General features: G+C 68.2%; 23 protein-coding genes. 11 read left to right on the top strand and 12 right to left on the bottom strand.

Translation table 11 applies throughout. The features are described 5' to 3' along the window. Positions 1-32 precede the first annotated feature (32 nt). The 3 genes from AC4D2F_RS09265 to AC4D2F_RS09275 are packed head-to-tail and all read right to left on the bottom strand — an operon-like array spanning position 33 to position 2,657. Positions 33-653, bottom strand: a complete 621-nt coding sequence (locus tag AC4D2F_RS09265; RefSeq protein ID WP_490910275.1) for a TetR/AcrR family transcriptional regulator — start codon at positions 651-653, stop codon at positions 33-35. Beyond that, positions 646-1,473 (bottom strand): alpha/beta fold hydrolase, encoded by an 828-nt coding sequence (locus AC4D2F_RS09270; RefSeq protein WP_490910276.1) that lies wholly within the window; start codon positions 1,471-1,473, stop codon positions 646-648. The genes AC4D2F_RS09265 and AC4D2F_RS09270 overlap by 8 nt, the downstream gene beginning before the upstream one ends. Before the next feature lie 56 nt (positions 1,474-1,529). Beyond that, positions 1,530-2,657: a hypothetical protein gene (locus AC4D2F_RS09275; protein WP_490910277.1), complete on the bottom strand. Its 1,128-nt coding sequence runs from the start codon at positions 2,655-2,657 to the stop codon at positions 1,530-1,532. A gap of 216 nt (positions 2,658-2,873) precedes the next feature. On the opposite strand from AC4D2F_RS09275, the gene AC4D2F_RS09280 reads away from it, so the two are divergent. The 7 genes from AC4D2F_RS09280 to AC4D2F_RS09310 all read left to right on the top strand — a co-directional run bounded on the left by AC4D2F_RS09280 (position 2,874) and on the right by AC4D2F_RS09310 (position 11,996). Further along, the gene (locus AC4D2F_RS09280) at positions 2,874-4,187 is read left to right on the top strand and encodes a UDP-glucose dehydrogenase family protein (RefSeq protein WP_490910278.1); all 1,314 of its coding nucleotides are present in this window, start codon (positions 2,874-2,876) and stop codon (positions 4,185-4,187) included. 138 nt (positions 4,188-4,325) lie between these two features. Then, positions 4,326-5,534 (top strand): glycosyltransferase family protein, encoded by a 1,209-nt coding sequence (locus AC4D2F_RS09285; protein WP_490910279.1) that lies wholly within the window; start codon positions 4,326-4,328, stop codon positions 5,532-5,534. After that, complete coding sequence (locus AC4D2F_RS09290) at positions 5,521-6,777, top strand: glycosyltransferase (RefSeq protein ID WP_490910280.1); 1,257 nt, start codon at positions 5,521-5,523, stop codon at positions 6,775-6,777. Before AC4D2F_RS09285 ends, AC4D2F_RS09290 begins: the two co-directional genes overlap by 14 nt. Beyond that, positions 6,777-7,904, top strand: a complete 1,128-nt coding sequence (locus tag AC4D2F_RS09295) for a glycosyltransferase family 4 protein (protein ID WP_490910281.1) — start codon at positions 6,777-6,779, stop codon at positions 7,902-7,904. The genes AC4D2F_RS09290 and AC4D2F_RS09295 overlap by 1 nt, the downstream gene beginning before the upstream one ends. A 68-nt stretch (positions 7,905-7,972) precedes the next feature. Then, complete coding sequence (locus tag AC4D2F_RS09300; protein WP_490910282.1) at positions 7,973-9,742, top strand: ABC transporter ATP-binding protein; 1,770 nt, start codon at positions 7,973-7,975, stop codon at positions 9,740-9,742. Next, the gene (locus AC4D2F_RS09305; RefSeq protein WP_104167792.1) at positions 9,739-10,941 is read left to right on the top strand and encodes a phosphotransferase family protein; all 1,203 of its coding nucleotides are present in this window, start codon (positions 9,739-9,741) and stop codon (positions 10,939-10,941) included. The genes AC4D2F_RS09300 and AC4D2F_RS09305 overlap by 4 nt, the downstream gene beginning before the upstream one ends. After that, a complete protein-coding gene (locus AC4D2F_RS09310) occupies positions 10,941-11,996 on the top strand; it encodes a phosphotransferase (RefSeq protein WP_490910283.1) in 1,056 nt (351 codons plus the stop codon). The genes AC4D2F_RS09305 and AC4D2F_RS09310 overlap by 1 nt, the downstream gene beginning before the upstream one ends. Before the next feature lie 33 nt (positions 11,997-12,029). Here the strand turns inward: AC4D2F_RS09310 and AC4D2F_RS09315 are convergent, their stop codons facing one another. From AC4D2F_RS09315 to AC4D2F_RS09345, 7 genes are all read right to left on the bottom strand, one after another. Then, entirely contained in the window at positions 12,030-12,707 is a 678-nt protein-coding gene (locus tag AC4D2F_RS09315; protein ID WP_490910284.1) for a response regulator transcription factor, read from the bottom strand. Continuing rightward, complete coding sequence (locus AC4D2F_RS09320) at positions 12,704-14,311, bottom strand: sensor histidine kinase (RefSeq protein ID WP_490910285.1); 1,608 nt, start codon at positions 14,309-14,311, stop codon at positions 12,704-12,706. The genes AC4D2F_RS09315 and AC4D2F_RS09320 overlap by 4 nt, the downstream gene beginning before the upstream one ends. Continuing rightward, positions 14,301-14,675, bottom strand: coding sequence for a hypothetical protein (locus tag AC4D2F_RS09325; RefSeq protein WP_490910286.1), 375 nt, complete (start codon positions 14,673-14,675; stop codon positions 14,301-14,303). The genes AC4D2F_RS09320 and AC4D2F_RS09325 overlap by 11 nt, the downstream gene beginning before the upstream one ends. Positions 14,676-14,732: 57 nt before the next feature. Further along, positions 14,733-15,182 (bottom strand): hypothetical protein, encoded by a 450-nt coding sequence (locus AC4D2F_RS09330; RefSeq protein WP_490910287.1) that lies wholly within the window; start codon positions 15,180-15,182, stop codon positions 14,733-14,735. An 89-nt stretch (positions 15,183-15,271) separates the two neighbouring features. Then, the gene (locus tag AC4D2F_RS09335) at positions 15,272-15,715 is read right to left on the bottom strand and encodes a GNAT family N-acetyltransferase (protein WP_490910288.1); all 444 of its coding nucleotides are present in this window, start codon (positions 15,713-15,715) and stop codon (positions 15,272-15,274) included. Positions 15,716-15,826: 111 nt separating this feature from the next. Further along, positions 15,827-16,516 carry a GAP family protein gene (locus AC4D2F_RS09340; RefSeq protein WP_490910289.1) on the bottom strand — a complete coding sequence of 230 codons (690 nt, stop codon included), beginning with the start codon at positions 16,514-16,516 and terminating at the stop codon, positions 15,827-15,829. Next, a complete protein-coding gene (locus tag AC4D2F_RS09345; protein ID WP_490910290.1) occupies positions 16,489-16,998 on the bottom strand; it encodes a TetR/AcrR family transcriptional regulator in 510 nt (169 codons plus the stop codon). The genes AC4D2F_RS09340 and AC4D2F_RS09345 overlap by 28 nt, the downstream gene beginning before the upstream one ends. Before the next feature lie 181 nt (positions 16,999-17,179). Between AC4D2F_RS09345 and AC4D2F_RS09350 the strand changes: the two genes are divergently transcribed. Together AC4D2F_RS09350 and AC4D2F_RS09355 are read left to right on the top strand one after the other, a co-directional pair. After that, the gene (locus tag AC4D2F_RS09350) at positions 17,180-17,758 is read left to right on the top strand and encodes a winged helix-turn-helix domain-containing protein (RefSeq protein WP_490910291.1); all 579 of its coding nucleotides are present in this window, start codon (positions 17,180-17,182) and stop codon (positions 17,756-17,758) included. Then, positions 17,755-18,546 carry an SRPBCC family protein gene (locus AC4D2F_RS09355; protein ID WP_490910292.1) on the top strand — a complete coding sequence of 264 codons (792 nt, stop codon included), beginning with the start codon at positions 17,755-17,757 and terminating at the stop codon, positions 18,544-18,546. Before AC4D2F_RS09350 ends, AC4D2F_RS09355 begins: the two co-directional genes overlap by 4 nt. An 82-nt stretch (positions 18,547-18,628) precedes the next feature. Here the strand turns inward: AC4D2F_RS09355 and AC4D2F_RS09360 are convergent, their stop codons facing one another. Both AC4D2F_RS09360 and AC4D2F_RS09365 read right to left on the bottom strand, forming a co-directional pair. Beyond that, positions 18,629-19,435: a polysaccharide deacetylase family protein gene (locus tag AC4D2F_RS09360; RefSeq protein ID WP_490910293.1), complete on the bottom strand. Its 807-nt coding sequence runs from the start codon at positions 19,433-19,435 to the stop codon at positions 18,629-18,631. A gap of 33 nt (positions 19,436-19,468) precedes the next feature. Continuing rightward, positions 19,469-21,019 carry a YcaO-like family protein gene (locus AC4D2F_RS09365; RefSeq protein WP_490910294.1) on the bottom strand — a complete coding sequence of 517 codons (1,551 nt, stop codon included), beginning with the start codon at positions 21,017-21,019 and terminating at the stop codon, positions 19,469-19,471. A gap of 175 nt (positions 21,020-21,194) precedes the next feature. Here AC4D2F_RS09365 and AC4D2F_RS09370 point away from each other — a divergent pair, with 175 nt between their 5' ends. Continuing rightward, positions 21,195-22,502, top strand: coding sequence for an ABC transporter substrate-binding protein (locus AC4D2F_RS09370; protein ID WP_490910295.1), 1,308 nt, complete (start codon positions 21,195-21,197; stop codon positions 22,500-22,502). Then, on the top strand, positions 22,502-23,464 hold the full coding sequence (locus tag AC4D2F_RS09375; RefSeq protein WP_490910296.1) for a carbohydrate ABC transporter permease: 963 nt from the start codon (positions 22,502-22,504) through the stop codon (positions 23,462-23,464). The genes AC4D2F_RS09370 and AC4D2F_RS09375 overlap by 1 nt, the downstream gene beginning before the upstream one ends. Positions 23,465-23,535 lie beyond the last annotated feature (71 nt).

The raw sequence follows: 23,535 nt of genomic DNA on the forward strand, positions 1-23,535 counted from the left end.
TCGGGGCGTCCCGGAGGTCGCCGGCGGGATGCTCATGATTCTCCCGTTCCTCGGTGGTCGACTGTCGGACTGGCCTCCAGGAGGGTCGGATCGGTCCACTGCGTGAGTGCGACGGTGAACCCGTGGACGAGGCGCTCGAAGCTGCGGTCGACATTCGCGCTCATGGCGAATGATCCCGTGGTCTCGAAGGAGACGAAGCCGTGCAGGGCGGAGCGCAGGGCGCGGATCGCGTCGACGGCGTCGTCGCCCGCCAGGTCGTAGGCGGCGAGGACGTCGGCGATGATCTGGACGCCGGCGAGTGAGACGGCCTCGTCCTCGATGTCGCCGGGAGAGGGCATCCGCTGGGAGGCTTCGTAGCGGGCGGGGTGGTCGCGCGCCCAGTCGCGGTACGCATGGGACATGGCGTGGATGGCGACGGCGCCGGACCGGCCGACAGCGGCGCGGGCCAGGACCTCGCCGAGTTCGCGCTTCGCGTGGACCGAGAGATCCCGATGCAGTCCTGCCATCGAGTCGATGTGCTTGTAGAGCGATGGTTGGCGGATGCCGAGCCGTCCGGCCAGCGCGGCGAGCGTCAACCGATGGAGGCCCACTTCGTCGATCATGAGCGCAGCCTCCTCCACCACGCGATCGCGGGAGAGCCCGGCCCTAGGCATGCTGCACGGTCTCGAGGAAGCGGAGGATGGCGTCCGAGGTCACTGCGGGCCGCTGCGCCTGGGGGTAGTGCCCGGCTTCGGCGACCATGACGACCTCCGCACGAAGAGCATCACCGACGAAGCGGGCTTCGGCCGCGGGATCCTTGAAGTCGGGGTCCTTCTCACCCATGACCACCATCGTCGGGGCGGTCACCGAGCCGAGCTTCGCCTCGGCGGGATCGTGATCGGTCTGCCGGGTGGTGAGCGAGAAGGCCCTGCCATAGGGCTTGCGCTTGAGGCTCGTCACCACCGCCTTGCGGTATTCCTCGAAATCGTCCGGCTTGCGGCCGGCATAGAGGGTGGGCATATAGCTCTTCCACACGACCGCGACCCATGGCGGGGCCATCATGGTGCGGAACATGGCCCGCGTGAAGGCATTGGACGGAGGGTTGCGCACGAACGGGCCGATCAGCACCAGGCCATCGACCCGGTGAGGGTGCTCGGCTGCGACGATGACCGCGGAACCGGCGGCCAGGGAGTTGCCGACGATGACCGCCGACCCGCCGAGCTGCTCGATCAGCGCCTGGACATCGCCGGCCGTCTCGACGTCGCCGTAGGAGGAGAAGGTCGTGTCGCTGTCACCGTGACCGCGAAGGTCGGTGCTCGCCACCGAGTAACCAGCAGCGACGAGCACCGGCGCCAGGAAGCGATAGGAGGAGCGCAGCTCCCCCATGCCTGGTACGAGGACGAGGAGCGGACCTGAACCCTGAAGGTCGTACGCCACGCGCCCCTCGGGACGGATGAGGTACTGGGTGGGAGGTGGGGAAGTAGAAGAGGTCATGCGGCTAGTGTGTATCCCTAGGAGGCTATAGTCAATAGCTTCGATGACCTGGAGCTCTAGGGTTCGTCGATGACCTCGCTGATGTACTGGATGGTGAGGACCGGCGAGCTCATCTCGTCGGTGCCGGCGACCAGCGCGACATACACCTGCTGGTCCTCGAAGCCGACGGCGATGTAGTCGAAGCTCTTCCAGGTGGGGTGTTCCGCAGCGCCGTGCCAGGCCGGGTGGAGCAGCAGGTCCTCCCACTCGGACTCCGGCGGCAGGCCGTCCAGCCCGAGGGCTGCGACGACCGAGTGCTCGACGGCGACCGGGCAGAGGAAGTACTGGCGGGACGCGTACGGGCTGATGTCGATCAGGGCACCCTCGGCGAGGGCCTTCTGCCGGGCCGGGCCCGGGTGCTTCTCGGGGATCTCGTGACTGAGCTGGTGCTCGAGCAGGTCGACCTGCTCCGTGTTGGGCATCCCCTCAGGGTGCAGATAGGGGTTGACCCGCGATGCCGGGTCCCGAGGCACGAACCAGGCAGGGGCTGTCAGCTCCTTGCCTTCCGGTGCCGGCAGGTACGCCTCCTCGAGCATGGAGGTCTCGTCGAGCAGCCCGATGATCAGTCGATCCAGGTTCACGGCTCCCAGGCCGGCGCCGTACTCGATGTCAGCATGGCGCACGCCCTTCTTCGCGAAGCAGTAGGCCGCGAGTTCATGCGCGAACGTGCGGGGACCCTCCCAGCCGAGTTCGAAGTCCGAGGCCACCTCGGCCGCGACGACGGCGAAGCGCTGCAGGAAGCCGGACGTGTAGTAGCGCCGGAACGCCGGCGGCAACATGTCCACGATCTGCGCCCCAGCGGAAGCGATGTACTCCTGCACATCGCCGCCCGCAGCCTCCAGGGTGCGCAGGGCGAAGAGGTCCTCGAAGAGTCCGCCCAGGACGATCGGGATCGACTGCCTCAGGGATCCGCGGAGCAGTTGCGCGAGGACCAGCTCCTTCAACCGGTCCTCGGGGGACTCGTAGTTGGATGCCGGCAGCCGGCCGTCCTCGTCGAGCTGCATGCGCCCGATGCAGGCACCCTGCAACTCCGGGCCGCCGAAGTAGCCGAAGAGGGTCAGATGCACGCCCTCGAGCTTCCGGCCCTCATTGATCAGGTCGATCTGCCCGGGGGTCAGGTTGTGCGGATCGATCTCCGGTGCCACGGCTCTCCTCGGTCGACGGTGGCGCCAGACTAGCAGCGACGCCTCCCCGGTGTTCCGTCACGCCGGTGAGGATGAGAACCTTCTCATCGACGGCTCATCGTGACCTTACGTCCGGGTGACTGAATGGAGACTTCCAGAGGATCAGCACTCGGTCAGGACATGAGTGCTGCCCTTCCATGCTCCGCAGGTCTCTGCGCGCACATCAGGAGGACCAGCATGCGTATTTCTGTCATCGGTTGCGGATACCTCGGGGCCGTCCATGCAGTGTGCATGGCCCAGCTCGGCCACGACGTAGTAGGCATCGACGTCGACCCCCGCAGGATCGGCGAGCTCCAAGCGGGGCGTGCCCCGTTCTTCGAACCGGGGCTGTCCGAACTGCTCGACGAGATCCTGACGACCGGTCGGTTGAAGTTCAGCTCCAGCATGGCCGATGCGGCGGGAGCGGAAGTGCATTTCCTCTGCATCGGAACACCGCAGCGAAAGGGCGAGTATGCGGCGGACCTGCACCACGTGGAGAGCGCCTTCGCGTCGCTGCTCGATTCCCTCGAGCCGGGCAATCTCATCGTCGGCAAGTCCACGGTCCCGGTGGGCACCGCGGCCCGCCTGGCGGACGACCTCTCGCGGCGGTACCCCGACGCCGACCTCGCGTGGAACCCCGAGTTCCTCCGTGAAGGATTCGCCATCAACGACACGCTGTCCCCTGACCGTTTCGTATACGGCCTCCCGGAGGGCGAGGCCGGCATGCGCGCCACCCGACTGCTCGACACCGTGTACGCCACACCCCTGTCGACGGGCACCCCGCGTCTACGCTCCGACTACGCCACCGCCGAGCTGGTCAAAGCCGCAGCGAATTCGTTCCTCGCCACGAAGATCTCCTTCATCAATGCCATGGCCGAAGTGTGCGAGGTCACCGGCGCGGACATAACACTCCTGGCCGACGCCATCGGTATCGACGATCGGATCGGTCGGAAGTTCCTGAACGCCGGCATCGGCTTCGGCGGTGGCTGCCTCCCCAAGGACATCAGGGCCTTCATGGCACGCGCCGGCGAGCTGGGCGCCGATCAAGCGCTCACCTTCCTCCGTGAAGTGGATGACATCAATGTCCGGCGTCGCATCCGCACCGTCGAGCTCACCCGCACGCTGGTGGGAGGCTCGCTCCTCGGGAAGCGCCTGACGGTGCTCGGAGCGGCGTTCAAACCCGACAGCGACGACGTCCGCGATTCCCCTGCCCTCAGCATCGCCGCACAACTGCAATTGCAGGGCGCGGAGGTCACCGTCACCGACCCCGAGGCGATCGACGGTGCACGGCGCCGCTTCCCGGAGCTCCTGTACGAGGAGGACCTGTCGCGTGCCATGCAGGACGCCGACGCCCTGCTGCTGCTCACCGAATGGGAGGAGTATCGCAACCTCACCCCGGGAGCGGCCGCCGCATCGGTGGGCACGAAGAACATCCTGGACGGCCGCAACGTCCTGGAGCCCGCTACGTGGCGCCGCGCAGGCTGGAACTACAAGGGAATCGGCAGGCCGTAGACCATCGCCGTGGCACCGGCGTGAGCCGTGCGAAAGATGAGAACTCCCTCATGCACCCATCATGCGCGGCTCATGCGGGACTGACGTACTGATATCTCCACCATCCCAGCACCAGGTCAAGAAAGCCGGCAATCAACGATGGCAGATTTGCAGCCCGAGGAGCTCAGGGTCGTCCTCTACTCCCATGACTCCCAGGGGCTCGGGCACACGCGCCGTAACCTCGCCATCGCCTACGCGCTGTCGGCCGGCCTGCCCAGCCACGCGAACCGGAAGGTGACCGGCCTCCTCGTCACGGGGGCATCCTCCGCAACACGCTTCGACGTCCCGGCGGGATGGGATTGGGTGGTCCTGCCGGGGATACGCAAGAGCACCGAGGGTTACCGTCCACGTCATCTGACCATCGGGCAGGATGCCCTCATCCAGCTGCGCATGCACATGATCGACGCCGTGTTCGACCGTTTCCGCCCGCACCTGGTGGTCGTCGACCGCCATGCGTTCGGAGTGGACGGCGAACTGGGACAGGCCCTGACGAACCTCCGCCTCAGGCGTCCGGCATGCAAGGTGGTCCTCGGACTGCGTGAGGTACTCGACAGCCCCCACGCGATGAAGCAGGAGTGGAGCAGAATGGGTGGAATCGACGTCCTGGCGCCGGTCTTCGACCAGATCTGGGTGTACGGAGATCCTGCGATCCACGACCCTCTGGGAACAGGGGAGATCCCGGGGACCCTCGGCCCGCTCGTCCGCTACACGGGCTATCTCGCCGCGGGCAGGGTCTCCCGCGGACGGTCGACCCCCGTGGGTCAGCCGTACGTACTGACCATGGCCGGCGGCGGCTCGGACGGCCTCGCGCTGCTGCTCGCCGCTGCCGGCGCCGAGGTTCCCGAGGGCTACGGGCATCTCGTCATCACCGGGCCCCAGATGCCGAAGGAGCACCGCCGCCTGGTCGAGCGGGCCGCGGGACCCGGCACGTCGGTCGTGGTGAAAGTGCGCGACGCGCTCTCCGAGATCGAGGGAGCCTCGGCGATCGTATCGATGGGCGGGTACAACTCCGTCAGCGAGATCATGACCACATCCGCTCCTGCGCTCATCGTTCCGCGGACAGAACCTCGGATGGAGCAACTCATCCGTGCCTCTGCGCTGGCCCGGCATGGTGTCGTCGAGATGTGCCACCCCGACGACCTCTCCCCGGAACTCATCGGCGCGTGGTTCGGTCGTGCCGCAGGCACCCGTGTGGGCCGTTCCACGGTCGACCTGACCGGTGTCGCCGCACTCGCCCCTCTGGCCACTGAACTCCTCGCCACCGAGGCGGGCTCCCAGGACCGGAGGTGGGTACATGCTGCTGTCTGACCGACCCGGACCGTCGCGCACCGCCTATGTCATGAAAATGTATCCGCGGTTCTCCGAGACGTTCATCGTGACCGAGATCCTTGCCCGGGAAGCGCAGGGCGAGGACCTCCGCCTCTTCTCGTTGCGTCCGCCGATCGACCCCCGATTCCACCCGGAACTCGCTCGCGTTCAGGCCGGCGTGACGTACATACCGAAGCCTTCGAGGATCCTCGAGGCCTGGGGCCTGCTCGGGGAAGGCCTGGCGACGATCCCCAGTTTCGGGGAGCGCTTCGCGCACATGCTGCCCGATCTACTGGCGATGGAGCCGACGGAAGCCCATCAGGGAGTCGGGCTGGCTGCGGAGTTCGCCCGCCAGGGCATCACCCACGCTCACGCGCACTTCGGATCGATGGCCGCCCGCGCCACCGCCATCGCCGCAGAACTCGTCGACATCCCCTTCTCCTTCACCGCCCACGCGAAGGACATCTTCCACGAGGAGGTGGACGCGGCGGTCCTGGCGGATCTCATGCGCCGGGCTCATCACGTCGTCACGGTCAGCGACTTCAACCACCGCTTCCTCGACCGGCTCGCGACCGGCGCGGACGCCTCCGTGCACCGCGTCTACAACGGCCTGGAACTCGGCCGGTTCCCGTACGAGGACCCGGCACCACGCGGGCCGGTCCTGCGTGTCTGCGCCGTGGGCAGGCTGGTCGAGAAGAAGGGCTTCCGCTACCTGCTCGACGCCGTCGCCCGGCTGAAGGCCGACGGCCTCGCCCTGGACGTCCGCATCGCGGGAGGCGGTCCTGAGCATGAGGATCTCCTTGCGCAAGTACGTGCGCTCGACCTCGCGGACGACGTCACGCTGCTCGGCCCCCGGACTCAGGAAGAAGTCGTCGCCGTGCTGCGGTGGGCCGACGTCTTCGTCGCGCCGTGCATCATGGCCGCCGACGGCAACATGGACGGCCTGCCGACCGTGCTCCTGGAGGCCATGGCAACCGGCGTCCCCTGTATCGCGAGTGACGTGACAGGAATTCCGGAGGTCTTCGATTCCGGGGACGGCGCCCCCACGGGCATCCTGACCCGGGCGGGGTCCACAGCCGATCTCGTCGACGCCCTCACCTACTGTGCATCCGCCGACCTGACCGGGATGGCACGCGCGGCGCGGCAGCTGATCGAGTCGTCGTTCGACTCCGTGGAGCAGGCTCGTCGGCTGCGCGAGCTCCAGGCCGGACAGGGCGCCCTGAGCTCGTCGAAGGGGTCCTGATGCACGTCGCCTATGTGTGCGTCGATCCCGGTATCCCGGTGTTCGGCTCCAAGGGAGCCTCTGTCCACGTCCAGGAGATCGTCCGGAGCTGGCTGGCCCGCGGCGCCGATGTCACCGTCTATTGCACGCGAATCGGCGAGTCGGTTCCCGACGACCTTGCCGGCGTGCGGGTGGTCACCCACCCCATTCCCCGCGGCAGCGGCCCGGAGCGTGAACAGTCCCAACGGGACGCCGCCGCTGCACTGGCTGCACAGGCCGTGGAGGACGGCGTCACCGCGATCTATGAGAGATACTCGCTCTTCAGTGATGCGCTTGCACGGATCATGAACGCATTGTCGGTCCCCGGCATCCTCGAGGTGAATGCGCCCCTCATCGATGAACAACGGACCCACCGCGCACTGCACGACGAGGGAGCAGCACTGCACGCACTCAGGATCCAGCTTTCGGCGGCGACGGTCGTTGCGTGCGTGTCCGATCCCATCGCTGCCTGGGTTGCCGCACACGCATCGTCCGATCCCCCGCCCAGGATCATCACTGCACCCAACGGGGTCAATGTGAGACGCATCGTGCCCGCACCGGAAGCCGATGGCACCCCCACCGTGGTCTTCGTCGGAACCCTGAAACCATGGCACGGGGTCAGCGACCTCATCGAGGCGAAGGCGCTGTCCGACGGTTCCTGGAGACTGAGGATCGTCGGGGACGGTCCCGAAGCCGCAAGCCTGCGTTCCCTGGCCGCCGCGAAGGGTGTGGACGCCGACTTCACCGGGGCGTCGACTCCTGCCGAGGTGCCCACGATGCTTGCCGGTTGTGCGATCGCGGTGGCACCCTATCCCCGGACCGAGCGGGAGGAGGAGCAGTACTTCTCCCCCCTGAAGATCTACGAGTACTGCGCCGCCGGATTGCCGGTCGTGGCATCGGCCGTCGGGCAGGTTCCGGGCATCGTCGACGACGGGGTGACGGGCGTCCTCGTCGAACCCTCGCACCCCGCGGCGTTGGCGGCCGCCCTGGACGAGCTCGCGGGAGACCCACTCGCACGCCGCACCATGTCCATGGCTGCCCGCCGGTTCGCGGAGCGCCACAGCTGGGACGCCGTCCTCGATGCCATCCTGGAAGAGAGCAACCTGTGAGCAGGCCGACCACCCCCGGTCCACCGACCTCCGGACCACCGGCGAAACCCCTTCGAAGGACGCTGCGCATGGTGCGGCCGCACCTCGGCCGGCACAGGACGCTCATGGCCGGCGGCGTCACGGCCCTTCTGCTGGAGGTCGCGTTCCGCGTTCTGGAACCCTGGCCCGTGAAATTCGTCATCGACGCCGTGACCAGGAGCCTCGGCGCCGATTTCTCCGGTGGTGGACCCTCAGCATCCCCGGGTCTGCTGATCCTGTGCGGGGCTGCGCTGGTGGCGATCATCGGGTTCCGTGCCCTGTTCAACTTCCTCGCCACCATCGCGTTCGCCCTGACCGGTTCCCGTGTGGCCACCGACCTACGGTCCCGTGTGTTCGCGCACGTCCAATCGCTGTCACTGTCCTACCACTCCTCGTCCCGGACGGGCGACATGGTCCAGCGCCTCATCGGCGACGTGGGGAAGCTCCAGGAGGTGGCCGTGAGCGCGGGCCTGCCGCTGATCGCGAACTGCATCACACTCGTGGCCATGGCCGGCGTGATGTTCTGGCTGGATCCCCTCCTCGCCCTCGTCGTCGTCGTCGCTTCGGCGGCATTCCTTCTGCTGTCGAGGCTGAGCACCGGGAGGATCACCGTCGCCGCACGCCGTACCCGGAAGGGCGAGGGGGCGCTGGCGAACACCGCGCAGGAGAGCCTGGGAGCCATCCGCGTCGTCCAGACGTACGGTCTCGAACAGACACTGGCACGCCAGTTCGGGACCAGCAACGAGAAGACGCTGCGCGAAGGCGTGCTGGCCCGCCGTCTGGCCGCGGCCCTCGAACGCCGCACCGATGTCATCGTCGGCGTCGCGACCGCACTGGTGCTCACGGGAGGCGGCTGGCGTGTGGTGCAGGGCGCCATGACGCCCGGCGACCTCGTCCTGTTCCTGATGTACCTCAAGACGGCGATGAAGCCCCTCCGCGACCTGGCGAAGTACACCGGGCGCATCGCCCGCGCGACCGCATCGGGCGAGCGCGTCGCCGATCTGCTCGATCAGCCGGTCGACATCGAGGACAGCCCCCACGCAGTTCCCCTGTCCCGGGTGTGGGGCGACCTCGAGCTGCGCGGCGTGACGGCAGGGTACACGCCCGACGAACCAGTGCTCCGGGATGTGGACCTGACGTTCATGGGCCACCGTCGCACAGCCGTCGTCGGCCCCTCGGGCTCCGGGAAGTCCACCCTCGCCTCGCTCGCGGTACGGATGATGGACCCGCAGACCGGGAGCGTCCACCTGGACGGCAAGGACCTCCGGCACGTGACCCTCGAATCACTCCGCTCCAATGTCAGCCTGGTGCTGCAGGACGCCGTCCTCTTCACGGGCACCATCCGGGAGAACATCCGCTATGGCCGCATCGACGCTTCGGACGAGGACGTGGAGTACGCGGCGAAGCTCGCCAACGTGCACGGCTTCGTGGCGCAGTTCCCGGACGGGTACGACACGACGGTGGGCGAACGGGGCGGGACCCTCTCCGGCGGCCAGCGCCAGCGGATAGCGATCGCGCGGGCGCTGCTGCGCGATGCACCGCTCGTGATTCTCGACGAGGTCACCACCGGCCTCGACAAGGACTCGCGCGCGGAGGTCCTGAAAGGGCTGGACCTGCTCTCGCGGCATCGCACCACGATCACCATCACCCACGAACCCGCCGTCGCGTTGACGCACGACTGGATCATCTGGCTCGAGGACGGGACCGTCCGCTTCGAAGGGTCCCCCGCGGACATCAGGGAGCACCCGGTCTACGGGGGGTGGGCCGGTGAAGCCGACGACGTCAAGGACCTGTCAGCCACCGGCCGGCGGCAGCCATGAGCGTCGCCCTCATCGACCCGGCGCTGCCCGCGCTGCCGGCCATCTTCGATCCGGTCGGATTGTCCGCCCTGTTCTCGCGTCCGGTGCACGCCGACCGGCTACGCCACAAGCAGGGCGTCTCCGCCGTCGCACGCCTCCGGACCCGTCACCCGGGACAGGCTCCACCGGCCGACGCCCGGCGGGCACCCGATGCGGATCCCGCCCCGCGATGGGTGGCGACCTACGCGCCGCACCACGCCGCCAAACTGGACAAGACGCTCGCGCGGGCCGCGAACCACGGATATGACATCGACGTGATCGGACTGCCCGGACGGCATACGCTCGTCGCCGGCCCTATCGGCCTGGACATGAAGCTGCACGACACCCTCCGGGCATTCGAGGGGCACCATCGCCTGTCCCTCGGGCCGGGCCGGGTCCTCAACTACAACCCCCACCGCCGCGTGGTCTTCCGGATGGAGACGGCCGCCGGCGCCACGGTCTGCAAGGCCGGCCGCGCTGATCCCGCAGAGACAGCCTTCCTCGCCGACCTCGCACGCCGCGGTGTCCCGGTCCTGCAGCGGATCATCCCCCTCGACGCGCCGCAGGCCGGCACCCTGCGCTACTACCCCTGGTTCGGACAGGGAGACCTCCAACAGGTGGCCGGCGAGGATGGTCACGACGCCGCCCGCTCCGCCGGCGCCGCCCTTGCACTCCTGCACGCACAACCCACCGACCTCGCACCACGACCAGCACGGGACCTGCTCCACAAACTGCGCACCCTGAACGAGCGGGACCTGCACCTGACGCCGGGAAGCCAGGCACGACTGAGCAGGATCCACGCCGCGCTCGTCCGACGCCTGGGCGACGACGACCGCACAGCCCTCGTCCATGGTGACTTCTCCGCTGATCAGGTGCTCGTCGACGCCTCTCACGTGGTGCTCGCCGACTTCGACCGGTCGACGACGGCGCCCCCCGGCACGGATATCGGCTCGTTCGTGGCCGTCGACCTGCTGCAGGAACGCGCTTCAGGCCGTACCCTGCGCGGACACTTCCTCGACGGCTACGAGGACGCCGGTGGGCGCATCGACCAGGACACCGTGCTCGCCTGGACCGCCGCACATCTCCTGGATCGCCTCGACGAGCCGTTCCGGTCCTGTTCACCCTCGTGGCGTGACGACACCGAGGAACGGCTCGAGATGCTCGCAGCCCTGGTCGCGTGATGCTCATCCCCGACGATGTCCTGGACAACGAGGGCACGCGGCTCACCATCCGCCGCACCTGGCCGCACGACGGTGGACTCACCATCGAAGCCGTCGACGAGACCACAGGGCGTCTGCGGGCCGGACACCTCGATGCGGATGGCACGGTGGCGTTGACGCCCTTCGGGGAGGACCCGGCCCTGGCAGGTCTTCCCGCGGCCGTCGACGCCGGTGAACTCCTGGTACACCGCTTCACCAGGAGGGCCGTCGTGAGGACGGACGGCGCATACCTGAAGCTCCTGCCACCTCGGAAGGTCGGCCGGGTCGTCACCGCTCACGCCACGGCTGCCGGGCTCGTCGCAGCCGCAGGCATCGCCACTCCCCGCGTCACCGCCGTCGACGGGGCTACGCTCACCCTGTCCGCGGTGCCGGGCGCCAGTCTGTACGATCTCGGCTGCTCGAGTACCAGTGCCGGGAGCGATGGCACGGCAATGCTCGACCACGCCTGGTCCGTCTGGGCCGCTCACTGGCCGGCTTTCGCCGCCGTCCCCGGTGGTGATGCTGGTCGTCTGCCTTCCTACGGCCCACATGACGAAGTCGAGACCCTCGCCACCTGGATGGTCCGCTGCCTCGACTTCGGTGCCTCTCCGGTCCCGGACGCGGCCCTGCGTGCGGCAGTACGCACCGCTGCCGGCCGTCTTCTGCACGGTACGGCGCAGGCTCCCGTCCTGTCCCACCGCGACCTCCATGACAAGCAGGTGCTCATCTCCGGCGGGGGGAGCAGCCAGGGGACGCTCGGGCTGATCGACTGCGACACGCTGGCCCTGGCCGAGCCGGCCCTCGACCTGGCGAACCTCCTGGTGCATCTGTCGTTCCGTGAGGCGCAGGGCCTCCTCAGCGCCCGACGGCGTGCCGCCGGGGAGCGTGCGATCCTCGCCGTGGCGGAGGAACTGCTGGTACCCGAAGACCGGCTGGACGCCTATGCGCTGTCGACGAAGCTGCGCCTCACGTGCATCTACGCCTTCCGCCCGCGTTGGCGGCAGCTCACGAAGGACTGGTTCCACGACTCCCTCTGATGCCGGCCGACGCGCTCGGTGCTCGGCGTCGGGCTAGGGCCGGGGACGATCGGCGACCAGTCGGTACCCCATGCCGCGGACGGTCGCGAACCGCTCCGGTCCGAGCTTGTTGCGGAGGTACCTCACATAGACGTCGACCACGTTGGAGCCGGGGTCGAAGTCGTACCCCCAGACGCGGGAGAGCAATTGCTCCCGGCTGAGGACCTGGCCGGGGTTGCGCAGGAACGCCTCGGTCAGGGCGAATTCGCGGGCGGACAGGTCCACCTCCCTGCCGTCGATGAGGGCGCGGCGGGTCCGGAGGTCCAGCTGGAGGCCTTCGTGGGAGAGGACGGAGCTCTCGGTGCGGGACGGATCCGGGCGCAGGCGCAGACGGACGCGGGCCAGTAGCTCCTCGAAGCGGAAGGGCTTGGTCATGTAGTCGTCGGCGCCGCCCTCGAGGCCGGCCACGGTGGCGTCCGTGGTGTTGCGCGCGGAGAGGATGATGACGGGGGTGTCGTTGCGGGCCTCCCGGAGTCGTCGGAGCACCGTGAAGCCGTCCTGGTCCGGCAGGCCGAGGTCGAGGATGACGAGTTCGAAGTCCCCGGTCTGCGCCAGGTGATAGCCGTCCCGTCCGTTGACCGCGCTGGTGGGCACGTAGCCGGCCGCCCGGAGCCCCTTCGCGATGAAGGCGCTGATGCGTTCCTCGTCCTCGACGATCAGGATCTGGGTCACGGTTCCTCCTTCGTGGCAGGGCCACGGTGCTCGCGGGATACTGCATCGGCCGGGTTCCGGCGGGCCGCCGTCGGAAGTTCGAGGGTGAAGGTGGAGCCGCGGCCTGGCGCCGACAGGACACTGACACCGCCGCCGTGGGACTGCGCGATCGCTTCGACGATGGACAGACCGAGGCCCGCGCCCTCGGCGCGTCTGCCGTCGGAGCCGCGTTCGAAGCGGCCGAAGATGCGCTGCTGGTCGGCGGCGCTGATGCCGATGCCTTCATCACGCACCCACAGGCTGAGACGGTCGCCGTCGAGCCGGGAGCCGACGGCGATCGTCGACCCGTCCGTGGAGAACTTCACGGCATTCGCGGCGAGTTGAAGCAGCGCCTGCGTGACCCGCCGGTCATCGAGTAGGACCTCCCCTTCAGCCCGTGAGTCGATGATCCATCGCCGGTCACCCAGTCCGCGTGCCTTGTCGAGGATGTCGTCCGTCAGGCGATCGACGCTGGTCGGTTTCGGGCGGACGAAATCGGGACGAGCGCTCCCGGCCAAGGTGACCAGGTCGTCGACGAGGAGACGCATGCGTTCCAGCTCGTCGAGGGCGACGGCCCGCACGGCGTCGACGTCCTCCCGATCGGTAGGATCCTGCAGCTCGAGGTGACCCTGGATGATGGTGATCGGCGTGCGGAGCTCATGGCCGACGTCGTCGAGCAGTTGCCGCTGCGACGTGAAGGACTTCTCGAGGCGGTCGAGCATCGCGTTGAAGGTCCGCGTCAGATCGGACAGGTCGTCGTTCCCGGTGACGACGATCCGCTGCGAGAGGTCGCTGTCATTGATGGTCTGTGCGGTCTCCCGGAGCCGCCGCACCGGGTGCAGCAGGTTGCCGATGAGCAGCCAGCCGACTGCGCCGATGAGCAGCAGCGCCCCGAGGCTGATCAGGGCGAAAGTGGTGAACGTCCGGTTCAGCTCCGCCCGTTCCGCGTCGATGTCGTAGGCGAGGACGAAGGTGGTGGGCTCCGTGTCCTCGCTCAGCATGACCGGCACGACGATGGCGCGGTAGGTGGCTCTGGCGGTGTCGATCGTCGTGATGGCGACGTCGTCCGCCGACGAGCGGTCCGCCGCGGCGGCCACCAGCTCGGGGTCGTCCTCGAGGCGCAGGGACACGGCGTCGTTGGCGAGGAGAACCGCGTCACTGGCGCGGATGCCCATCATGCCTTCGTTCGGGGCAGGAAGGGTGCGCTGCATGACGAGGTAGACGAGGGTCTCGGCAGTGACGAACGGAGATCGGGTGGCGGGATCGATGCCCGTCGCCAGAAGGGTCTCGAACTCCCCGAAACTGCGTTCCAGCGAGTTGTCGATGTCCGCGTTGAGTGTTGCCCGTTGCAGTCCGTATGCCGTGGTTCCTGCGAACAGGAGACCCAGGGCGGACAGGGCGAGCAGTGCGCTCAGTACACGGGACCGGACCGACCACCGACGGGTCGCACGGCTGAAGACGCGGCCGATCCGGTCCAGTCTGCCCCCGTCCTGCGCCGTCGGGGTGTACCGAGGCGGAGGTGGGCGGCGCACCAGGTGACCGCGGGCAGGCACCGCAGGGAGCGGCCGCGTCTTCTCAGTCGTCATCGTCGTCATCCCCATCGCCCACGTCGTCGTCATCGTCATCGTCATCGCCGATGATCGGTGGCGGCGCGGGCACGACCTCCGGTGGAGGGGCGGGGGCAGGGGCCGGAGCGGGGGTTGACGCAGGCACGGACGGTGTCGGGGACCCGTCTGCGGGCGGCTCCGGGCGCGGAGACTCCGGGGTGGGATCCGCCGGCGGGAGCGACGGCGGTCCCGGAACCGACGCGGGGTCGGTGAAGACGACCGCGGGTCCGAGCTGCTGATCGGGAGGATCACGCACGATATTGACGAGGGTGAGCACGCCGGTCACCATGAGGGCGGCAAGTACCGCGCCCAGGAGCCACATCTGAAGCGCCGCGGATCGCATGGCTCAAGTATCCCGCCGCTTCGTGAGACCAAGATGAGAAGGACTCGTCGATCGTGCTTATCCGCCGGCCACCGCGTACTCCCCGTGCAGGTCCTCCGCCAACCCTTCGATGTCCCAGGTCGTGGGTTCGCCCGTGGCCACGGCAGTCACGTCGACCACCATCCAGTTAGTGCCGCGGGCGAGGTGCACCTCACCCTGGTTCGAGCCGGTCCAGATCTCGAAGGCCTTCCGGAGGGAGTCCTCGTCCGGGTACAGATCGATCTGCACGTTCTCCGAGCACAGCTTCTGTTCGGACGTCAGCGCGCCCCCGTCCGCCGGCACGATCGGATCACCCGCAGGTTCGGCCTCGCACCCCAGCACTCCGTCCACGGCGGCGTACGCCTCGTCCATGGAGGTGAATGCCGGCGGGGCGTCGGTGTGCGCCTGCCCTGGGGTGCTGCAGCCGGCGAGCAACCCGACGGTGAGAACGGCGGCCGCTGCAGCGCCTGGAGAACGTCCTTGGTGCATAGCTTGTACCCCCATGACTATCGAACGCACTCTGCCAGAACCCGCCCGATAGGCGAAGCATCGCGTGAAGCGATGCCCGAGCCGACGACTCAATCCTTGAAGGTGAAGAACGTGACCGGCGCGGCGGTGGCTCCCAGTGCCCGGTAGAACTCCAGGGCGTGCACATCCTCATTGTCTGCAGGAACGAAGATCTCGTGAATGCCCTCGGCCGCGGCGGCGGCACGCAATTCGAGGACGAGTCGACTCGCGATGCCCTGCCTCTGATGGTCCGGCCGCACGGCGAGATCGTAGATGAACAGCTCCGACGACTGCGAGCGTGTCATGGGCAACGTGTGAGCGGTCAGGCCACCGATGATCTCCGGACCGATCGACGCCGCGAAGACCCAGAAATTCTCTCGCCCAAGAAGGTCATCGACATAGTCCTGACCGAGCTGCTCATAGTCCTCCTCGAAGACCCGCGCCATCATCTCGACCATGATCCTTGCCGTGGCAGCGTCCCCCCGGACCAGGCGCCTGACGTCGAGCTCGCTCATCGCAGCATCATCCCACGCTCCGACCGCCCCGTCCCGGGTGAGAGGCGCGATCCGTCAGGTGGCGCCGAATGCGTTCGTCCGTCGAGACGGTTGGTGGCCGTGGCAGCCTGCTCAGGGCCAGAGGGCGAAGGTGAGGACTGCGGCGGCGAGGACGAACAACGTGAACGCTGCTGGGAGGGAGCGTCGGACAATGCCCGTGGAGAACCGGTCCAGCACCTTGCGTAGGCGTGTCCTGACTGTATCGCCGTGAGTCATGCCGAGGGCGAGGAGGATCAGGCATGGGATGCAATAGACGAGCGCGTAGCTGGCGAGGACGACCAACCCGATGGGGATGTCGACATCCGCGGCGACCATGCGTTCGATGGCGATGAAGTAGGGAAACGCGTTGGGCAGGTCGGCTCCGGTGATGATCACACCCAGCGGGAAAGCAGTCCACACCCCGAACCACGGCGGAAGATCGATCCCTTTCCTCTCCCGGTCCCTGAAGCGGCGGAACCCTGCTACCGCGAGAGCGACGGCGGCGATGAGGAACACTGCACGGCGTAGCCAGATGAGCCCTTCACCTACGGCATCGGCGGCGACGCTGGCACCGAGGAAGATCGCCGTGCCGAGGGCGAAGACGGTGCTCATCGCCCCGAGAACGAACGTCAAGGCCGAACCGACAGGCCGATGGGCGACGGTGAGCAGGATCAGGGTGATCACGACGATCGTCGCCGGGTTCAACGAGTCGGCCAGGGCGAGACCCGCGATACCGGCGAGCAGTCCACCACCGATCACGTCGGGGACCTGCCATTCAGCCACTGCAGGATCGAGTCGAGGCTGGCCCCGGTGTCGTCGTCGGCAAGGCTGTTCAGCAGCATCCCGTCACCCAGGAGGCGGATGATCGAGGCCGTCACAGGGTCCCCCGTTTCAACGGTGAACAGGTGTTCCCACCGCCGGGTGGCCTCGGCCGCATGCTGCAGAAGCGTATCGGTCAGAGAGGTCCGATCAGTGAGCAGGATCGACATCGCCCGGTAGAGGGCAGCCTCTTCACGGGAGGACGACAAGCGCAACCAGGTCTCGACCACCGTGCCGCGCTCAGCGGCCGCGGTCAGAGCCTGGTCCAGATCCCGTATCGCCTGCACCGCGATGCCCTCCACCAGGGCATTGCGCGAGGAGAAGTGGTGCATCAACCCGCCCTTGGACACCCCCGCCTGCTGGGCGATCACCCCCATGGACGGCACCGACCCGGTCTCGATCGCCAATCGCCGAACGGTCTGCAGGATGTGTTCCCTGGTGCTCATGAAGCAACGGTACCACGAGAACCGACCGACCGGTCGGGTTGGTATCGGGAATCGGGCATCCTCATCACTCCCTCCGGCCTCCAGGTGACTGATCGTCGGTGCCGGCGGGGATGCGGATCCGAGGGCGTCATTCATCCGGCCATCTATTGACAAAGTTTATTGTCAAGCTCAGGATGGTCGCATGCAGGACGTCGAAGTCATCGAGAACGCAGAGGCAGCCGCCGTCGTGCTGGATCCGGTCCGCGCCAGGCTGCTCGGGGAGCTGGCCGTTCCGGCCTCCGCCGCCGGGCTCGCCCTGCGAGTCGGCCTCGCACGCCAGAAGGTCAACTACCACCTCAAGGCGCTCGAGCTGCACGGCCTGGTGGAACTGTTCGAGGAGCGCCGGCACGGGGGCATCACCGAGCGGGTACTGCGGGCGTCGGCTGCGTCCTACGTCGTATCACCCGCCGCCGTCAGCGCATCCGCGGCCGATCCGGAGGCCAACGACGACCACCTGTCGGCGGCCTACCTCGTAGCACTGGCCGGCCGCCTGGTGCGCGAGGTCGGCGCCCTGGCCCGCCGGGCCGGCGCATCCGGCAGGGCCCTGCCGACACTGACCATCGACACGCAGATCGGGTTCCGGTCGGCCGCCGACCGGGCTGCCTTCGCCGACGAGCTGACCGCTGCGGTACTCGACCTGGCCGCTCGCTACCACCATGACGACGGGCGCCCGCACCGGCTCGTCGTCGCTGCACACCCACTTCCCGAGGAGAACCGATGAACACGATCCCGAACGTCCCGTACCGCCTGGAATTCGCCGTCGAGGTCCCTGGGACCCCGGAGCAGGTCTGGCAGGCCATCGCCACGGCCAAGGGCATGAGCGCCTGGTTCCTGCCGACCGAGATGGAAGAGCGCGAGGGCGGCTCGCTGCATTTCACCATGGGCCCCGAGATGGGGTCGGATGGCCGGGTCACCGGCTGGGACCCGCCACGCTGCCTCGAGTACGAGGAGGACTGGGCCGCCCTCATGGGCAAGGACCCGGCTGCGCTCAGCCCGCTGACCTCCGAGTTCCTCGTCGAGGCCCGGTCGGGCGGCACCTGCGTGGTGCGCGTCACCAGCAGCGGCTTCGGGACCGGTGCCGCCTGGGAGTCGGAGTTCTGGGAGGACATGGGCGCCAACTGGATGCCGTTCTTCGACAACCTGCGGCTCTACCTCTCGCACTTCCCCGGCCAGGAGACCACGCAGCTCGAGGCCACCGCCTCCCATCCCGGCGACGCGCAGGCGCTCTGGTCGATCCTGCACGACGCGCTCGGACTGGGAGACGAGGGTGCCACGGTCGAGATTCGCGGTGCCACCGGCACGGTCGAGCGTGTAGGCGAGCGGCAGACGCTGGTCCGGCTCACCGCGCCGGTGCCCGGGATGCTCAGCGTCTTCACCTACGGCGAGAGCGCCGGGACCGCGACGGCGGGCGTACGGGCGTACCTGTTCTCCGCCGACGCGGCGGACTACGTGCGGCGCGAAGAACCGGAGTGGCAGAGCTGGCTTCAGGGGCTCACCGTCCCGGCCTGACCTGCGCGCCGTTCCCCGCGGGGGCGGTCGGAGACCGCGAAGCAAGCCTGATCGCGGTCTCCGAGTACGGCAGGCAGCACGGCTAGATGGTCTCCCAGGACCAGTTGGAGACGAGGTCGGTCACCCCGAGCTCACGCAGTCGTCGGTTCCCGAGCAGGCTGTCATCGAAGCGTGCACCCCCGCACCACGCACCCACCCGTGGTGCGCGGCCGGCGATCCGGGTGAGTCGATGCACGACGTCGGTCACCTCGGAGGTCACCGTCGCGGGCGTGATCTCGTCCGCCGAGCGATGGGTGAGCGTGTGGAAGCCCAGTGCGTGGTTCCGTGCCAAGCGGATCAACTCGTCGTCGCTCAGGGTGCCGGCACGGTCGTCCAGGACCTCGAGAGCGATGGGCAGGATCACGACGCGGAGCCCGAGCCGTTCGCAGATCGGGACGACCATCCGTGCCGCGTCCTTGTATCCGTCGAACAGGAGGACGACGACCCGCGGATGGAGCTCCTCGTCCGCGCCGGCCGTCAGGAGATCCCGGAGCCGTGCCAGCTTGTTCAGCCGCCGGTCCGCGATCTCGAGGTGTCCCGGCAGGACATCGTGGAAGTTCAGGGCGAGGAGCGGGATCGCCGACAGCTCACCCTTCGACCACCCTGCGCCTTCGCTCTCCAGCAGGAGTTCCCCGAGGACGCTCTGCAGGACGTAGGCCTCGTAGGTGAACGGTACGGGGCGCCGGAGTGCTGCCGGCAGTGGGCCCATGATGCCCGGGATCAACGTGGACGGATCCGCTCCGGCGGCCACTGCGGCGTCGTCGAGCAGCACCACCGGTGCTCCCCCGGGCTGCTCACCCTGATCCAGGATGTACGTCTCCAGCTCAGCGGCGCCCTGTTCACTGTTCATATGTCCGGCGTGTCCGGCGTGGGAGCGGGAGCACTACTGCTCACCGAGGACGAGTCGGGCGGCATGCCGGCCGGGCTCACGGTACAGCGGCAGCAGCCCGGCCGCGACGGCCTCGACGGCGTCACGATCCAGCCATGCCGGGCCGCCGAGCCGCTCGACGGCCTCGCCGGTCAAAATCACTTCCCGCCAGCCGTCGCCCTCGGGTCGCCGGCCCACGCGCGCGAGATCGCCCCGCCCGTCGTCGACCAGTCTCCGCACACCCGCCTCGCCGATCCGTCCATAGGCGACCGTTTCCACTTCGGTCCCGGGCACCACCACCTTGACCGCCCGTGCCACGCCGTCATCGGTCGGTCCAGGGGGCGTCAGGTCGGCGACAAGAACGTCGAGACCGTGGTCGGTCATGATCGCCAGCGGGTCGGCGGTCGGTCGCGTCGGGAGATCACGGAACCGCATGACCGATCGGCGGGAGAACACCGTGGTATCCAGGCGCGCCCGCACGGCTGCGTCCTGCTCCGCGCCGGCAGTCAGCCAGCCCACGGTTGCCTCGAGGACGCGCGGCTCCTCGGCGCCGGGATCGACGACGGCCAACGCGTCGTGCAGATAGTCCTGCGGCGTGATGCGTCGGACCGCGGCGAGGGGGCCGTGCATGAACGCCTTCCGGGCCCGGGCAGAGGCGAATTCGAGCACCGCCTTGCGCAGCGCCACATCCCGATCGGGATGTGCAACCTCCCCGCAGGCTGTCGCGACGACGAGATCGTCGCCCGGTGCGTGCCCGACGACGTACAGGTCGGACACCCCGTGATCGATCGACGCGATCTTCACCAGCACGTCCACCCCCGCACTGCGCAGCGCTTCGAGCACCTGGCGGGTCTCGGCGTCCCCGTCGTCGGGGCCCAGTTCGACGACCGTCCCCCGGTCGAGCGCCCGGAAGGTGAGACCGTTGCCGTCGCGCTGAAGAATCTCGAGGACACCGTGGACAACGGCCTGCCGCAGGCTCGTCCCCGCGCCCATCCCGTTCGCGACGGGCATCAGCAACCGCTCACCCGTATCGCGATCATCGAGCTCCGACGGGCTGCTCGCGACGAGATCGACCGGAACGAGCACCGGCTCCCCGTCGAGTTCGAGGGCCGGCGCGCCCCGGCGGTCGGAGCTGTCGAGGCTTCGGGTGGCGAGGGCTCGACGCATCGGCACCCAGGTCAGGACCATGTCATCGGAGTAGGGGGAGCCCACCGGCAGCCCCAGGGTCCGCGGGTCCGCGACTCCCGCTGCGCCATGGCGACGCCGGATTTCGCTGTACGACGCCGTCGTCCGCTCGAGGCGTGCGAACGCCATGAGGGAGAAGGCGCTCTCGACCGTCTCACCGAGAGCACCGACGCGCGCCTGCGCCGCGGACGGACCGTATCCGACGCCGCCCAGAGCCGCGCCTGCTCCCCGCCACCACGTCGCCCACGTCGGGACGCCGGTCCGGTCGAGGCCGTCGATCGCGAACTGCGCCTGCAACCCCGGGAGAGCGGCCTCGTAGGCTGCTGCGGCCGCCGCCAGTGCCCCCTCAGCCGGCAGCGCAGTCCCGCTCCTGTGCATCATGCCCCCAGTAGAGCACACGGCTCCACGATGCGATCCGAGTGGACGCCGTCGCCCGCAGACAGTAGTCCTCGGGGTCGTCGGGGACGGTCGCCGGGCGGAAATACTTTGCCGACGCCCTTCGGACTGTCGGCGCGGCGCTGTAGGTTGTGATCACCCTCACCCGGAAGGCATGAACATGACTATTTCCAGACGGCAGATCCTTGGCGGAGCAGGTTTCCTCGCGGCGGCGGCGGCGCTGAACGGATGCGCGGGATTCTCCGGCGGCTCCAACTCCGGCGGGGGTGACGGTGAGCAGGACACCCTGACGTTCACCACCTGGGGCAGTCCGGCCGAGGAGGAGGGTTTCCGCCGCGGGATCGAGGCGTTCAAGGCCGCCAACTCCGGTGTGGACGTCCAGCTCAATCTCGTACCCTACGAGCAGATCTTCCAGAACATCGACGCCCAGCTGCAGGCGGGGACGGCGCCGGACCTCTTCCGCGTCGACTACGGCACCATCGGTGCCTACAGCAGCCAGGACCAGCTCCTCGACCTCAGCAGCTACTTCGACACAGCGGCGGGCGAGGAGTTCCTGCCCGCCATGTGGCAGGCCGTCCAGTTCGAGGACAAACCGTACGGCGTTCCGCACCAGACCGACACCTCTGCCCTCGTGTACCGTACCGATCTCTTCGAGCAGGCGGGCATCACCAGTGTTCCCGACAGCCTCGACTCCGCGTGGACGTGGGAGGAGTTCCGCAGGGTTGCGGAGCAGCTCCGCGGCTCCCTCCCCGACGATCTCTACCCCTTCGTCTACAACTGGCAGCTCGGCGGTTCCACCCGCTGGCTGAGCTGGCTCTTCCAGGCCGGTGGCCGACTCTTCAACGACGATCTCACCGGCTCCGCCATCCAGTCCGACGCCGGGACGAAGGCCCTGGCCTTCACCCAGGGTTTCTTCACCGACGATCTCGTACCCCCCAGCAGCTCCGTGAAGTCCTCCACGTACGCGGACAACGCTTTCTCCGCCGGAACCACCGCCATGGCCTTCGTGGGCAACTTCGTGCTTCCGAGCCTGGATGAGGCCATCACCGACTTCGAGTGGAGCGCCACCTACCTGCCCCGCGACGAGCGTGGTGCCTGTGACCTGGGCGGCAACGCCCTCGTGGCGACGAAGAATGCCCGAAACCCCGAGCTTGCGGCCGAGTTCCTGAAATTCATGACGCAGCCGGATCAGATGTCGGACTTCTGTGCGCGCGCCATGGAGCTGCCCACCCTGAAGAGCCTCGTCGACTCCGAACTCGATTACCAGACGCGGCCGGACATCGCAGGCATCTTCGTGGAACAGGCAACCACCCTGGAGCCGTCCGACGTGGAGCAGCTCACCTCCCCCGCCATGGCGGCGATCAACCCCAAACTGCGCGACCAACTCGAGGCTGCCTTCACCCAGGGCCAGCCGGTCGAGGAGACCCTGGCGAACATCGCAGCAGCCGTGGATGAGGCAGCCGGCTGATGTCCGCCAGCACCTCGGCCCGCGAGGAGTCCACCGATGACACCCGAGGGCTGCCCCCACCGGTTCCCACCTACACGGCCAGGGCAAGGAACGGGGCGCATCGGCGCACGCTCGCCTCCTACGGCTTCCTGGGACCCAATCTCGTACTGCTCGGCGTGTTCCTCTTCCTGCCACTGGGCTGGGCCTTCCTGATCAGCTTCCAGGAATCCAGCGGCTTCGGAGCGAGTGGCTGGGTGGGGCTGCAGAACTACCAGCGGCTCGTCACTGATCCCACATTCTGGCAATCGGCGCTCAACACCGCCGTCTTCACCCTGATCACGGTGCCATTGAGCCTCGCCCTGGGGCTGGCCCTGGCGGTCCTCATGAACTCCGTGCTCCCTGGGCGCAAGCTCTTCCGCACGCTGATCTACCTGCCCATGGTCATCTCGGGCGTCGCCACGGCCCTCATGGGGGTGCTGCTCTTCGATGAGGCGACGGGCATCATCAACAAACTCCTCCGCGAGGGCGGGCTGGCAGGCATCCCCTGGCAGTCGCAGGGATCTGCCGCGTTCGCCTCGATCGTCCTGGTGACGCTGTGGATCCGCGTGGGGTTCAACATGGTCATCTACCTTGCCGGGCTGCAGAGCATCTCGCCGGAACTCTATGAAGCGGCGAAGCTCGAGGGCGCCAGTTCATGGCAGCAGTTCCGCTACCTCACCGTGCCCCTCGTCGGCCCGTCCACATTCTTCCTGCTGATCATGGACGTCATCTACTCCTTCCAGGTCTTCGACACCATCTTCGTGATGACCGGGGGAGGTCCGGGCCGGTCGACCTCGGTGCTGGTCACGTACGCCTACGAGAACGGCTTCGTCACCCGTGACCAGAGCTACGCGGCGGCTATCGGCATCGTGATCTTCCTGCTGACCCTCGTCTTCACCGTCCTCCAGTGGCGGGGCAACCGCACGCGCGACACCACCGGATAGCTCGACGCAGCGCCGGCCGGCACCGGTCGGCGCCAACGACCACCCATGACAGCCCACGAGGACAGGATTCC

The sequence above is a fragment of the Arthrobacter sp. TJ-263 genome, from assembly GCF_058269155.1.

Bases quoted from the DNA above. Each gene is read 5' to 3' on its own strand.
- AC4D2F_RS09355 (WP_490910292.1), top strand. From the start codon at position 17,755: ATGAACACGATCCCGAACGTCCCGTACCGCCTGGAATTCGCCGTCGAG.
- AC4D2F_RS09285 (WP_490910279.1), top strand. From the start codon at position 4,326: ATGGCAGATTTGCAGCCCGAGGAGCTCAGGGTCGTCCTCTACTCCCAT.
- AC4D2F_RS09270 (WP_490910276.1), bottom strand. From the start codon at position 1,473: ATGACCTCTTCTACTTCCCCACCTCCCACCCAGTACCTCATCCGTCCC.
- AC4D2F_RS09320 (WP_490910285.1), bottom strand. From the start codon at position 14,311: ATGACGACTGAGAAGACGCGGCCGCTCCCTGCGGTGCCTGCCCGCGGT.
- AC4D2F_RS09305 (WP_104167792.1), top strand. From the start codon at position 9,739: ATGAGCGTCGCCCTCATCGACCCGGCGCTGCCCGCGCTGCCGGCCATC.
- AC4D2F_RS09370 (WP_490910295.1), top strand. From the start codon at position 21,195: ATGACTATTTCCAGACGGCAGATCCTTGGCGGAGCAGGTTTCCTCGCG.
- AC4D2F_RS09295 (WP_490910281.1), top strand. From the start codon at position 6,777: ATGCACGTCGCCTATGTGTGCGTCGATCCCGGTATCCCGGTGTTCGGC.
- AC4D2F_RS09325 (WP_490910286.1), bottom strand. From the start codon at position 14,675: ATGCGATCCGCGGCGCTTCAGATGTGGCTCCTGGGCGCGGTACTTGCC.
- AC4D2F_RS09365 (WP_490910294.1), bottom strand. From the start codon at position 21,019: ATGATGCACAGGAGCGGGACTGCGCTGCCGGCTGAGGGGGCACTGGCG.
- AC4D2F_RS09330 (WP_490910287.1), bottom strand. From the start codon at position 15,182: ATGCACCAAGGACGTTCTCCAGGCGCTGCAGCGGCCGCCGTTCTCACC.
- AC4D2F_RS09265 (WP_490910275.1), bottom strand. From the start codon at position 653: ATGCCTAGGGCCGGGCTCTCCCGCGATCGCGTGGTGGAGGAGGCTGCG.
- AC4D2F_RS09310 (WP_490910283.1), top strand. From the start codon at position 10,941: ATGCTCATCCCCGACGATGTCCTGGACAACGAGGGCACGCGGCTCACC.
- AC4D2F_RS09280 (WP_490910278.1), top strand. From the start codon at position 2,874: ATGCGTATTTCTGTCATCGGTTGCGGATACCTCGGGGCCGTCCATGCA.
- AC4D2F_RS09335 (WP_490910288.1), bottom strand. From the start codon at position 15,715: ATGAGCGAGCTCGACGTCAGGCGCCTGGTCCGGGGGGACGCTGCCACG.
- AC4D2F_RS09360 (WP_490910293.1), bottom strand. From the start codon at position 19,435: ATGAACAGTGAACAGGGCGCCGCTGAGCTGGAGACGTACATCCTGGAT.
- AC4D2F_RS09345 (WP_490910290.1), bottom strand. From the start codon at position 16,998: ATGAGCACCAGGGAACACATCCTGCAGACCGTTCGGCGATTGGCGATC.
- AC4D2F_RS09350 (WP_490910291.1), top strand. From the start codon at position 17,180: ATGCAGGACGTCGAAGTCATCGAGAACGCAGAGGCAGCCGCCGTCGTG.
- AC4D2F_RS09290 (WP_490910280.1), top strand. From the start codon at position 5,521: ATGCTGCTGTCTGACCGACCCGGACCGTCGCGCACCGCCTATGTCATG.
- AC4D2F_RS09375 (WP_490910296.1), top strand. From the start codon at position 22,502: ATGTCCGCCAGCACCTCGGCCCGCGAGGAGTCCACCGATGACACCCGA.
- AC4D2F_RS09300 (WP_490910282.1), top strand. From the start codon at position 7,973: ATGGTGCGGCCGCACCTCGGCCGGCACAGGACGCTCATGGCCGGCGGC.